At 67.4% G+C, this 12,591-nt stretch carries 8 protein-coding genes; 4 read left to right on the top strand and 4 right to left on the bottom strand.

Going from position 1 to position 12,591, the window contains the following annotated elements:
• Positions 1 to 249: 249 nt before the first annotated feature.
• The gene (locus AB0G56_RS41385; protein WP_360981286.1) at positions 250 to 1,311 is read left to right on the top strand and encodes a hypothetical protein; all 1,062 of its coding nucleotides are present in this window, start codon (positions 250 to 252) and stop codon (positions 1,309 to 1,311) included.
• A 225-nt stretch (positions 1,312 to 1,536) separates the two neighbouring features.
• Positions 1,537 to 2,334, top strand: coding sequence for a hypothetical protein (locus tag AB0G56_RS41380; protein ID WP_360981283.1), 798 nt, complete (start codon positions 1,537 to 1,539; stop codon positions 2,332 to 2,334).
• A 283-nt stretch (positions 2,335 to 2,617) separates the two neighbouring features.
• Here the strand turns inward: AB0G56_RS41380 and AB0G56_RS41375 are convergent, their stop codons facing one another.
• The 3 genes from AB0G56_RS41375 to AB0G56_RS41365 form a co-directional block, all read right to left on the bottom strand.
• A complete protein-coding gene (locus AB0G56_RS41375; RefSeq protein ID WP_360981280.1) occupies positions 2,618 to 3,160 on the bottom strand; it encodes a hypothetical protein in 543 nt (180 codons plus the stop codon).
• Between the two features lie 274 nt (positions 3,161 to 3,434).
• On the bottom strand, positions 3,435 to 3,992 hold the full coding sequence (locus AB0G56_RS41370; protein WP_360981277.1) for an XRE family transcriptional regulator: 558 nt from the start codon (positions 3,990 to 3,992) through the stop codon (positions 3,435 to 3,437).
• 9 nt (positions 3,993 to 4,001) lie between these two features.
• A complete protein-coding gene (locus AB0G56_RS41365; RefSeq protein ID WP_360981274.1) occupies positions 4,002 to 6,260 on the bottom strand; it encodes a helix-turn-helix domain-containing protein in 2,259 nt (752 codons plus the stop codon).
• A 216-nt stretch (positions 6,261 to 6,476) separates the two neighbouring features.
• Here AB0G56_RS41365 and AB0G56_RS41360 point away from each other — a divergent pair, with 216 nt between their 5' ends.
• A complete protein-coding gene (locus AB0G56_RS41360) occupies positions 6,477 to 8,255 on the top strand; it encodes a zeta toxin family protein (protein ID WP_360981271.1) in 1,779 nt (592 codons plus the stop codon).
• Positions 8,256 to 9,150: 895 nt separating this feature from the next.
• Here the strand turns inward: AB0G56_RS41360 and AB0G56_RS41355 are convergent.
• On the bottom strand, positions 9,151 to 9,738 hold the full coding sequence (locus AB0G56_RS41355) for a hypothetical protein (protein WP_360981268.1): 588 nt from the start codon (positions 9,736 to 9,738) through the stop codon (positions 9,151 to 9,153).
• A gap of 61 nt (positions 9,739 to 9,799) precedes the next feature.
• Between AB0G56_RS41355 and AB0G56_RS41350 the strand changes: the two genes are divergently transcribed.
• Entirely contained in the window at positions 9,800 to 11,701 is a 1,902-nt protein-coding gene (locus tag AB0G56_RS41350) for a trypsin-like serine protease (RefSeq protein WP_360981265.1), read from the top strand.
• The last annotated feature ends 890 nt before the right edge of the window (positions 11,702 to 12,591 follow it).

Below are 12,591 nucleotides of genomic sequence, written 5' to 3'. Positions count from 1 at the left end.
AAAGACGACACCGCCCTGCCCACCGAACTCACCGCATAGCCTCAAATACGAGATCACCGAGTGGCCGTCGATACACCACTCCAGCGGACGTGACCACGCTTTGAGGCCGACTGGCGCCCGGTAGGTGACGTCGTGGTGCGAATCGGATCCTTCTGCCATGCCGCCAGTATCCATGAGCGCTCGGATCCCCCCGGCATTGTCAGTGGGTGGCCATAGCCTGGCGATACGGCAACCGCAGAGAGGCACGCCATGAACGCCAGTTACTACCGGAGCCAGCTGGACAGGAAGAACAAGGCTCGTGCGGATGCGGAGAAGAAGGTCGGTGAGTTCCGCAAGAAGGAAGCCGATAAGCGCTCAAAAGCCACGAAGGACAGAGCGGCCGCCGCCAAGGCGAGCAGCCAGAGCACCGTCAACAGCAAGCTGCGTACTGCCCAGAGGTACGAGAACGAAGCCAACAAGGCGGGCCAGGACGCCAGCACATGGAGTGCCAGGGTGGGCAAGCTCTCCAAGGAAGCAGCCGACCTGTTGGCCAAGCTGGCGAAGGCGGAACAGAGTGAGCAGGCAGCCGCAGAGAGGGCTCGCCAGCGTGTACAGCAGCAGACGGAGCGGCGTGCCGCAGCAGACCAGCAGAAGATCGAGAGCCGTCTGTCAACGACGGAGAGTCAGGTGCGCACGATGGTCAGGGAACTGCGGGCCCCGAAGCCCGAGCAACTGCGGGTGCTGCTGCTGGCGGCCGCTTCCGCCGGCGACCTACGAGTCGGCCAGGAGCAGCAGAGGATTCGGGCGGCCGTTCAGAGTGCCACCCATCGGGACCTGGTCGAGCTGGATCTTCACCCGGCCGCGACGGCGAACGTCTTCCTGGACGCACTGACGCGGTTCCGTCCTCACGTCGTGCACTTCTCCGGGCACAGCACGCAGGACCTGATCGCTTTCGAGAAAGGCGAAGACGGCTTCCACGAAGGTGCCATCGTCAGCGCTGGTGCCTTCGCCCGGGCCATTGCCGCTGTGGACGACAAGCCGTTGCTGGTCCTGCTCAACTCCTGCCACTCCGCGGCCCAGATCGGGATGCTGGTGGACACTGTGCCGTTCGCCATCGGAATGTCCGACACCATCGGCGATGTCGACGCCATCACCTATGCCGCCAGGTTCTACGCCGCCGTCGCGGACGGCCAGTCCGTGCAGGCCGCCCACCTCCTCAGCCGGGTGGCCATCGAAATGAACGGTCTGCTCGATCGCGACCTGCCGACCCTGGCCTGCGCAGCGGACGTCGACCCCAGCACTACGAAGCTGGTGACGCCGCCTCCTGAGTAGGACGCGTGGTGAGCACAGCATCACCTGCGTGAGCATCTGTTTTTCCAGGGATACGCCAGCGCGCCCCGGACCGATGCGGTCCGGGTGTGACTGAGCGCCTCAGTTGGCGAGTTGAGCGTGTCGCGCGCATCTGACAAAGGCATCGCTGGGTACCCGCCGGTAGCTCGTCAGTCCTGCATACCCGCTCATTGACACGCCATCAAGCGGGTATCCACGATGCCTCTCATGCGTCTACTTCGGCAACTGCGCACGGATCTGCAGGCAGGGGAGAACCTGGAGATCTATACGACAGCAGTGCTGTCCCTGGTGCTGGCCGTCCTCGGGGTGCTCGGCACGGTCGGAGGCGAGGTGCTGGCCGCCGCAATTCTCGCAACGCTTGCCCTGCTAGCCGGCGGCATGCTCGGCAGCCGTAGACAGGTGGCGAAGCTGACCGCCGAGGTGCTCGCCCGCGGCAGGGGCGAGCTCTCCGTACAGGACTTCCTCGGCAAGGGCAAAGCAGACCTCCTGGAGCAGGTGCGTGCCGCACAGGACATCCGGATTGTCGGGGTGACACTGTCGCGCACGCTGCGCGACCTGGTGGACGAGCTCCAGCGCAGGGCTGTGGCTGGCGCCGTGGTCAAGGTGGCGCTCATCGACCCGGCCGGTTCGGCCCCTGACGAGGTAGCACGCCGCAGCACCATTCCAGACCGGGCCGGGATGTACCGCAACCGGCTGCGCTCGTCCGTCGACCTGCTCCGCGAACTCGCCGAGACGCCCGGCACGGAGGGCAGGGTGGAAGTGCGCTTTCTCGATTTCGTCCCGGCCTTCGGTCTCGTCCTGCTCGACCCGCAACGCCTCGGTGGCCGCATCTACGTCGACATCTACTCGCACAGCTCGGCCAGCGGGGATGCCGTCTTCACCGTTCTCCCGCACCGTGACGGCGAGTGGTTCCAACACTTCCAGACGGAATTCGACAGCGTCTGGGAGCACGGCCGACCGGCCGACGCATCTGATGGCTTCTCCACCGTAGCCACGGGGGCGTGAGCTTCAGCTTTCATCACGGAATGCTCGACCCGCCAAATCAACTGCTCATCCGCCAACTGAAGCGCCCAGTCACAAGAAGTGTGACTGAGCGCTCCATATGGCGGGTTGAGCGTCGCTGCCTGCCATCATCGGAGGTACTGCGGTCGGTAGACCGTCGTCCGCTCGGGAGGGAGCCGTGCATCACACTGAGGGTGGCTGGTCCGGTCGCGACGTACCCCAGCAGGAGGTGCTGTCCCAACGGCGCGGACGGCTAGGCTACGCGCGGCTGTGAAGCCTACCCCCGCTAGTGGGAGAGCTTCTTGTATGCCTTGCGGGCGATGGCCCGGGCGTCTGAGCACGTGCCGCCGTACCACACAGAAGCCTTGCCTTTGCCGTCGGCGATGGGCCATTCGACATAGCACGAGGAATCGTATCCCGGGTTCTGGGGTCCGTATGTCGCGTCCGGGATGCCATTCATCGGTCGCATCCCCTCCGTACTCGGGTTCGTGTTCTGCGAGTAGCCGATGACGAGATTCCCGTCGCCGACCTTCGGATTCGGTCCGAGCCAGCCGCAATCCCACCAGTGGTAGGGATAGCCGCTCTTCGGCTTAGGCCAGTCCGTCTGGAACTCGTCTCCGTCATGCTTCGGCCCGGACACGCGCAAGTTGCTGAGGTAGTCGGCCGGCAGGGCCTCACAAGGGTCCGCCAGTGAGTCGTCCGACCGTGCACTGTTGGCGACGGATCGCTTGAGTTCCTCGAAGTTGCTCACTCCAAAGAACGCAAGGACGGCGATGGCCCCGGTCACTACACCGAGCCAGGCTGCCGCTTTGTTGACTCCGCTCTCCACGACTCCCCCATAATTCCATCCCATAATTCCACTTTGGAGACCCTTGGCCCGGGCAGAGACCGTAGCAACGGGCGGGCGACTCGTGGAGAGGAAACGAGATACCGCACCGATGAGCACCCCTACTACCGCCAGCTCAAACCGCTCCTTGACGTCTACGCCACCCAGCCAACCCGGGCTGTCGATGCTGCCCGCTCCAGGCGCCAACTTGCGCACTCACTCGCCAGCTGAAGCGCTCAGTCAGACCGGGGCGCGCGGGCTGTTCGGGGCGTGCCGGCTACAGGTCGAACTCGAGGTGTTCGATGTCTGTGAACCGGACCTCCTCCAGGGAGCCGGCGCGGCGGCCGCGGTCCTGGAAGTAGACCTCCTTGAGGGCTTCGGCCGCGATCTCCTGGAGCTGCTGGTCGGTGGCGCCGGCCTCTTGGGCGTCGAAGAGGCGGGCGGCGTACTGCGGAGGCAGGGCGACGGTCAGGTGCCGGATGCGGTCCTGGTCCGTCGACCCGATCGGCGCGGTGTAGCCCATGCGGGCCCGGGTGTCGATGACGATGCCGCCAGTGGTGGCCGCCTTCTGCCGGGCCCTGGCCCGGATCTGGGGCTGCCAGCGCTTCTTCACCTCGCGCTCCAGGCGCGCGGCGAGGTCGGGGCGGGGCTTCTTGATCTGGTCCTTCACGTACCGCTCGACGGTGCGCTGGGAGACCCGCAGCATCTGCGCGACCGGCTTGGTGGCGCCGAGCTGCTTGACCAGGTACCGCATCTGCGCTCCCGCGCTCTTGGGCGCCGGACGCGTGAACGCCTTCTGTACCGCCCTGTCGAGGCCGTCCCCGAACGTGGCCATCGTGGTCTCCTACTCGCCGTTGTCGACGTCGATGACGGAGCCGTCCTTGATGTACCGGGCGAGGTTGAGCTCTGGAGCGTTGAAGCGCTCGCGGACCTCCTCGCCCCACAGGACGCTCTGGGTGCCTTCGTGCTTGACCAGGCCGGGGTTGATGCCGAGCTTGAACCCGCCGGGCAGCGGCTTGCCGTCCCGGTAGGGCAGGAAGTCCAGCGGACTCGGGCCGTTCGAGGCGTAGACGACGCAGTCGTGGTTGACGGCGACTGGGTACTGGCCGGTGAACGCCGCGTGCTTGACGATCTTGCGGTGCAGGTTGATGCGGGTGCGGGAGATGACCGCCGCCCGGATGTCCGGCCGCCAGGTCGGCCGGGACAGGGCGCGCCACGGCTCGCCGGAGCGCCAGCCCTCACCGCGCGGGCGCTCGCGGAGTTTGCCGATGCCGCCCTTCACCGTGTGCTTGATCGCCGAGACGACGATCGCCAGGTCCGGGTCGCGCTCCTTATAGCCATTCATCGCGGCGAGGAAGTCGGCCGGCCCCATGTCCGCGTGCACGCCGAGGTCGGCCATTGTGGCGAGGTAGGCGTCCCGCATCCGGCTGTACCAGCCGTCCAGGTAGCGGCCGTTGTCGTAGCGCACCCACGCCTCCAGCGGGCGCACCTCGTAGCCGAGTTCCACCGCGTACGCCACGGTGGGTGTCGCGTACCAGGCCGGGCCCTCCGGACTGTCGCCCTTCGGCGTGAACGGGCTGGGCAGCAGCGAGCCGTCCAGCTCCACCCACTCCTTGCCGGCCTTCACCCGGGACAGGTCCACGTGGGACAGGTCGACCAGCCAGGAGCCGGGCAGCTTCGGGTCGAACGTCGGGGCCTTGACGCGTGTCGCCTCGCCGAGGCCGATGGTCAAGCCGTTGGCTCCGGCCGCGAAGGCCATGTTGACGTCGAGGCCGACCAGGTAGCGCAGGGTGCACTCCGCGTCGGTCATCGGCCGTGCCCAGTCGTAGGACTCCTCGAGCAGCTTTTCCGCCGGTCCGCGGACGTGGAAGCGGGGCAGGTCCTTAAGGACGGGGTGGCCGTCGGGGACCTCGCACGGCGGCCAGTTCATCGGGTCGATGGCGTCCTTGCCCAGCGAGCCGGGGTTGTGCTCGCCGGTGCGCTTGCCGTTCTCGTCGGGTGCGGTGGCCCGGGTCGGCGGGTGCAGGGCGGTCATCAGCTCCAGGCCGGTCACGGCGGTGGAGCCGCGCGGCGTCATCACCCGCGAGGCGTACACGCCCAGGACGCGGGTGAGTTCGGCCGGCGGGAGCTGTCCGGCGGTGTCCCAGTGCCGGGTGTCCAGGGCGTTCCAGGAGGGGATGCAGAGCTGGACGCAGGCCCGCTCCGAGCCGGTGGCGGGACGGTAGATCCGCGCCCACGGGCCGAAGCCGCGCTTGGTCAGCTTCCACTCCGCGCGGACCAGCTGCTTGATGACCTTGTGGCCCTCGGGCAGGCGCCCGGCGAGCCGCTCTTGCTCCGTGAGCGTGACGGGCAGGCCGTAGCGCTTCAGCGCGGACGGGGTGAGGACGATGAGCGGGTCGGCGTCCTTGCCCGGCCCGGACAGCTTCGGCTGCCCGAGCTTCGCCTCCTTGAGCGTCCAGTCCACCAGGGACGGAAGGGACTTGGCGGGCACATCCAGGATCAGGCCGCCGGTGCAGTACGCCAGCACCTTGCCGTCGTCGTCGACGTCGACGACTGCCAGTGGGCCGTTCTCGAACCGCGAGTCGCTGCCGCCCGCCGGGGTACTGGCCGGGGCCGCCTTCCGCGCGCCGGGACGGCGCGACGTCGAGGTGGTCCTGGTGGTGCGCGCCGGGCGGGGCGCGGCGGCCGGAGCAGCGGCGACGGGAGACGGGGAGGAGGTCTGGGTGTTCTCGGTTGCAGTCATGGCCGCAGCCTCGGGCGCCGGGCCTGTGGACAGAGTCTGCGCTTCCGCCGGATCGGGGGCGCCGGTGAACGTGGCCGGTGTTGCTGCGTTCGGGACAGGTGCGGTCGCGTCGGCCGGAGCGGCGGGGTAGAGCTCCGCGAGCTTGTCCAGCAGCCGGGCGTAGGCGTCGCGCTCGGGCGGGCGGGGCTCGGTCTTGCCGGACTCCCAGCCGGAGACCGTGGCCCGGCGCACCTTCAGCGCGGTGGCCACTTCGTCGATTGTCAGGCCGTGCGCGGCACGCAGCCGCTTGCGTTCCGCCGGCGGCGGCAGCGTTGCGCGGGACGCAAGCAGTGCGTCGACCGCGTCGAACAACTCGGACATGGAGCACCTCCTGACCCACACTCTACCCCATGGAACGCACAAGGCGCGTACGTTCCGCGTACGAACACCGATCATTTGGCGTACGCTTGCTGTGTTGACGTTGAAACGGATGCAGCTCGGCTCGGTCCTGAACCGCCTGAGCTTGACGGGCACGGAGGACGAGTGGTGGGGACCAGTGGCCGTCTGGATGCGTTGCCCGGGTCGGAGAGCCGCCGGGTGCTGGAACAGGTGATCATTCCGGCGGTCACGAAGGGAGCCGTGCGACAGTCCCGGCCGGTCGCCGTGGTGGTTGCCGGGCAGCCCGGCGCAGGGAAGAGTGAGATTGCCGATCTCGTTCAGGCGGCTCTCAACCGCCGGGGCGGGGCCGTGCGGATCTGCCGCGACCTCTACAAGACCGCCCACCGGCGCTACCACCAGTACCTGACTGCAGACGTGCGCACCGCCGGGATCAGAGTCCGCCCGGACACGAGCCGCTGGCAGGCCGCGGTCGAGAACCACGTCCGCGTTCACGCGTATGACGCCGTGATCGAGTCCGCTCTCGCCGACATCGAGGAGTTCCGTGCGTCCTCGGCCGCATACCGGGAGGCCGGCGCCCGTCTGGAGGTAGTGGCGGTGGCCACGCCGGAGGCACTGAGCCAGCTCGGGATCCTGGACCGGTTTCTCTCCGAGGCAGTCGTCGGCGGCGGCCGCTACGTCTCGCGGGAGAACCACGACGCCTGCGCGAAAGGCATGCTGGCCACGCTGGCGGCGATCGAGGCCGAGCAACTGGCCGACCGGATCACGGTCGTGCGGCGCGACGGCACGGTGCTGTATGACAACGAGCTCGTCGACGGCAACTGGCGGCGCCGGCCGGCAGCGGACAGGGCGGTGAAATACGAGCGATCCCGCCCCTGGACCGCTCGCGAGACGGAGGTCTTCCGGCGGCAGTTGTCGGCGGCGGATCAGCGCTTGCACCGGGAGGTGCGCTGCGAGGACCGGCGCCTGGCCGTGCAGCGGGATGCCGAGCGCGCTGCTGCCCTGGCAGAGCCGGTCCGACGCATCGCCCAGCCCCGCAGGCGAGCGCCGGGGGTGGACTACCACCGGCTGTCGGCTGCAGAGCACAGGTGGGTCTTCGACGAGCTGATCGCGCCCTCCTACCTGAGCGGCATCGTGTCCCGGGATGACCCACGCGCCGTGTACGTCCTGGGCCAGCCCGGCGCGGGCAAGCTGCTGGCTGCCCGGATGGTGCGGCGCGCGATGCGGCCGGGGACGACCCGGCTGGTCGGCGACGACTTCAAGGTCTCGCACCCGGACTACTTCCAGCTGCTGCGCGACGATCCCCGCAACGCCGGGGCCGCGATCCGCGCCGACTACCGAGCCTGGTTCGCCCGGGCCGAGCAGTACGTGCGTGACCGGCGCGGCGACGTGCTGATCGAGGCAGCGCCCGGCAGCGTGCAGGAATTCCTCGCCAGCGCGCTGCCGTACGCGGCCGCCGGCTACCCGGTCGAGCTCGTTGTCCTGGCCGTCCGGGAAGCCGACAGCCGGCTCGCCACCGCACTGCGGTATGCCCGCGCGCTGCAGATCGGCGGTATCGGCCGGTTCACCAGCCGCTCCGGGCACGACACCTGCTTCCGCGCGCTCGCCGACGTCGTCGCCGCCGCTGAGCAGCACCCGCACATCACTGCGATCACGGTGATCCGCCGGGACGGGCAGGCACTGCTGCGCCACGAAGCCGGCGGCGCGGGACGGGCGTCGTGGGCGCTTGCCGCGGAACGGATCCGCCCCTACACCGAGCAGGAGGCTGCCGCGTTCCTGCGGCTTTATCAGGCGCTGCGCCGGGCGCTGCCGGCCCACCGTGAAGAACTGGACGAGATCGCCGCGATGGCCCGCCCCCTCATGCCGCCCCGGGTGCAGCCAGCCCGAATCGACCAGCCACGCCCGTCCATCTGGCCTCTGCCCGTCCCGCTCCGGGCCCAGGGCTACGACTCGTTGAGCTCCTTGAGCCGAGCCGCGTAGACAGCGGCGATCCGCTCGGCCTCTTCCGGGGCCGTGCTCTTCCTGACCCCGGCATCGGCACGGTCCGTGCCCTCGGCGTCGACGACTTCGCGCTGACCATGAGCGGCTTCAAGACCACGTGGCGCAACAACACCATGCCCAGCCACCCGACGACCGGGAAGCCAGCGCAGAAGACCCTCCGGGCAGTTCCGGCCGGGAAGATCGTGGCGGAGCCCACCTTCGGCTGCTGGGTGAACCTGCTCCCTGCGCAACCGCGCCGCCCACCACGAACCACTGATCGACGGCGTTCCTCTCCCGGGCCAGACCGACCGCCGCTGCCGTACTCGCGGGCTCACCCTCACCGACGCCCACACCGAAGTCCTGCACCTGGTCGAGAACATCGACAAGGACGTCGCCACCTGGCTCGGACAGAACAGCCGCGTCCCTGAACTGCTGCGCACCAGGCCGTAACCAGCCGACGATGCGCAGAGTGCCGGGCGCCGACGGTCGAGGAAGATCACCTTCGGAGCGCCCTCGGCTTCCTGGCCCGAAGCGGTCAGGCAGAGGGGCGCCGCCTGGCGCCGCCACCCCTGTCCTGCCGTTCAGCGGGATCAAGGTCTCGAGGTGAGCGCCCCTTGACCCCAGGAGCCCGGCAGGTCGCGGTGCAGGGCCACGATGTCCTGGCGCAGCGCTAAGCCCAGCGCATCTCTCGTGAACGAGCGGCAGGTCGTGACGAACAGCCCTCGAGTGAAGGCGCGCAGGCAGCTCGGCTGCGCGGACCTGCGATCCATTACGAGAGCTCGTCGGCATTTCCTCCGCGAGGCATGAGGCGTTTGACGAAGTCGCGGATGCTGTTGGCCAGTGGGGTCATCTCGGGGCATGCGGCGGTGAGCCACTCCAGGCCAGAGATAAGCGCTCAGCTCTCCGACGGCTCGTCGGCAGGCTGACGGCGCCGCAGCCGCAGCAGTGTCCCGCCCACTGCCAGTGCTGCCACGGCACCTGACGCGATGCCGACGGCGAATCCGCCACCGAAACCCGGCCCTTCGCTCGACACCGGGGCCGCGTCCTGAACTGAGACCTTGACTGTTGAGCGAAGGACGAGCGTCGGGTAGTCACACACAAGGTCACGGTCACGGTCCGCCTCCGCTACACACTCCGCGTCCTTGTGGCGCAGCGTGAACGTCACCGGATACGTCCCGGGCTTCACGGACTTCTTGATCCGGCCCGCGCCCACCCATGCGCGCTTGGTGTCCCCGAGAGCTGTGTCGTCTTCCAGTGCGGGACTGGCGACCTCTACTGCCGTCGGATGCGGATTGCCAGGACGTTCCTTGACGGTAAGGTCCACCACCTCGCCGGGCCGTGCTGGACCGCCGACGGAGCTGTACCCGCCTCCGGGGAAGGGAAGCTCGTCGGCACGGGCTTCCCCGGCCTGCCCGATCAGGATCAACGGAACGATGATTGCGGCAATCCCGCTGTACGTCGACAAACGTGCAAAATCGGCCATTGATGGTTCCCCCCGCCGCCGAAAACGGCTTTGCGATTCCATGACTGATCATTACTATCTCATGACTGACCGTGAGGCGGCCACGCCAAGGGCGGTGGCGCGCGTCTCATCTCATATGGGGGGACCGAACATGAAGCTACGCAGAGCATGGGGTGTTGCGGCGGGGGCCGCGGCACTCGTTCTGCTGCCGGGTTTTCCGGCGATCGCGGACCCGGGTGATCCGACGCCCTCCGGGAGCGCTACTTCCAGCGCCCCGGCGGAACAGCCTTCTGTTCCGCCGCCCCTAGTCCCGGCGGGCGGTGACGACGATGCTCGCGGGTTCACGCCGGCTGACGCCGACGACTACTGGACCCCGGAGCGCATGCGGTCCGCGAAGCCCGTCAAGGAGCAGGAGGACAAGCAGTTTCCGGCTCCGACCAGGATGCCCCGCGCAGCCAGCCAGCCGTTCGAAGGGCTGCCCATGGTCGGCACCTTCTTCTGGAACGACGGCACCGATACCGGCCGCTTCTGCGGTGGCACGGTCGTCAAGAGCCCCGGTAAGAACATCGTGATGAGCGCCGGTCACTGCTTCGACGACCAGGACGCGCGCAAGAACCTCGCGTTCGTCCCGCAGTACGACGACGGCAAGAAGCCGCACGGTTCCTTCACCGTCAAACCCGGACGTATATACGTCGACAAGCGGTACCTGGCCAAGGGCCCGGACGCCGCGGCTGACCTCGACTTCAATTTCCTGCAGCTCGAACCGCGCGGTGGCAAGGAGGTCGAGGACGTCGTCGGGGGCGCTGAGCTGATGATCAACGCCGGGTACAACCATGACCCCGCTCGCCTGATCGGCTACCCGGCCAACCAGAAACGCCCGTTGGATTGCACGGACAAGACCGTCCGCTACGACAGTACTGATCCCAAGATCCCGGGCAGCTTCCTGCGCATCGCCTGTGACAAGTACTCCGGCGGCGCCTCCGGCGGCCCGTTCCTCATCAAGCGCGGCAGCGGCTGGGGAATCATCGGGGTCATCGGCGGATGGAAGACAGGCGGTGACAAGGACGACATCTCCTACAGCTCCTACCTCGACGGCGACGCCAAGGCGTTGTACGACGACGCGGTCAACAATCGTCAGCCTGCTGGTCGCGGGGTTCTGGGCAAGGCTGAAACATGGCAGCATGCCGCGGTCATGGCGGGTGGCTACTTCACGGACAGCAATCCCGGAACCTGGGACTACTCCGACCTGCTCGTGCGCTGGTCCGACGGTGAACTGACGCTTTACCGCGGCGCCGGGGAGGAAGCCGACAACTTCGACAAGGAGATTCGGCTCACCGGGCCCAACGACACCTGGAAGCACGCCGCAACCATGGCCGCAGGCGACTTCACCGGAGCCGACCACGACGACCTCATCGTCCGCTGGACCGACGGCGAGCTGACGCTCTACCCCGACATCGACGAGAAGGGCTTTCACGGCGAGATCCAGCTGCAGAAGCCCAACGAACTGTGGAAGCACGCCACCTCCCTCACCGGCGGCCGGTACACGACCGGCAACAAGTGGACCGACGATCTCATGGTCCGCTGGACCGACGGCGAAGTCACCCTGTACACCGACGTCAACCGCGACGGTTTCCACGGAGAGAAGAGGCTCGCCGCACCCAACGCCACCTGGCAGCACGCCTCGACGATCACGTCGGGCGACTTCACGGGCAACGACCAGCACGATCTCATGGTGCGCTGGACAGACGGCGAACTGACGCTCTACAAGGACATCGACCAGAATGGATTCCACGGCGAGATCCAGGTCAAGAAGCCCAATCGCCTCTGGACGCACGCAACCATCCTGGGCGCCGGCGACTACACGGAAAACCGCTATCCAGACGACCTCCTCGTGCGGTGGTCCGACGGTGAGGTCTCCATGTACCCGGATGCTGACGAGACCGGCCTGAACCGCGAGATCACGTTGGTGTACCCGCCCGCGTAAGACATACTGCCGGCTGGAGAAGGGGCCCCCTCAAGGGTGAGCCCCTTCTCCTCGGACCGCTCCCGTCACATCCCAGATGGACGCTTCCTGGTTGAAGCGCCAGGTGTCCAAGAGTTGACTCACGTCTTTCCCGGACGTGCTCTAGAGGCGCGTGTTGGTGTCGCCGGATGCCGGCCAAGGGCGCCTTCCGTGCACTTGGCCGGCGCGATATCGACTCTGCGCTGGCGATAGTGGGGAGCGAAACGCGACCAGCGCGGTGAGCATGAAAAAGCCTCCCGCCGACGCTCCGTCCTGATAACCTTAAAGATCGCGCACCTTTACCGTCGCATTCAAATCGTATGAGCGAAAAGGGTTTGTTTCCGCCCTATAGAACGATGCATGGCGCCCCTGCTTGGCAGGGGCGCCATGGTTGGGCCGGGCATTGCATGACCGAACGTCCAGCCTGGCGGCGGCGTCGCGACCCGCAGTCGAAATCAGGCGGACGGGTACCGACAGGCAAGATTACAACGGCTGAAGCAGTTGAGCGCTAATCGACGATGGCTTATTTAGGCCAGTGCGAACTCGTGCGTTACATCTGCTACGCCCGCAGTTCCGCTTCCCGAACAAACCCCGCTCGACGTGGCACCATACTTGTCCTTGGGAATGGGGGTGACCCATTTACCGTAGACCGTGAACTTGCTTCCTGAGTTGTTGATGCACTTGACGACAGCGCGGTACTTGTGAGACGTCGGACTGTTGGTGTAACCACACTTCACGTTCCCTGTGGCGCCGCCGTTCGATGTCCATTCAGAGCACTTAGCCTCGATCTTGCGTGACGGTCTGCCGACGGAGTCGGCGGACCGTTTTGCTTTGTCCGGTGGGTGATGGTCAGGCCGGTGGCCCGACTGTCG

It is taken from the genome of Streptomyces sp. NPDC021356 (assembly GCF_040641015.1).
Classification (GTDB): Bacteria; Actinomycetota; Actinomycetes; order Streptomycetales; family Streptomycetaceae; genus Streptomyces.
Note: the sequence above shows the minus strand (reverse complement) of the source record. Positions and strands in the feature narration are given on the sequence as shown.

Bases quoted from the DNA above. Each gene is read 5' to 3' on its own strand.
- AB0G56_RS41370 (WP_360981277.1), bottom strand. From the start codon at position 3,992: ATGGCCACGTTCGGGGACGGCCTCGACAGGGCGGTACAGAAGGCGTTC.
- AB0G56_RS41355 (WP_360981268.1), bottom strand. From the start codon at position 9,738: ATGGCCGATTTTGCACGTTTGTCGACGTACAGCGGGATTGCCGCAATC.
- AB0G56_RS41365 (WP_360981274.1), bottom strand. From the start codon at position 6,260: ATGTCCGAGTTGTTCGACGCGGTCGACGCACTGCTTGCGTCCCGCGCA.
- AB0G56_RS41380 (WP_360981283.1), top strand. From the start codon at position 1,537: ATGCGTCTACTTCGGCAACTGCGCACGGATCTGCAGGCAGGGGAGAAC.
- AB0G56_RS41385 (WP_360981286.1), top strand. From the start codon at position 250: ATGAACGCCAGTTACTACCGGAGCCAGCTGGACAGGAAGAACAAGGCT.
- AB0G56_RS41350 (WP_360981265.1), top strand. From the start codon at position 9,800: ATGACTGACCGTGAGGCGGCCACGCCAAGGGCGGTGGCGCGCGTCTCA.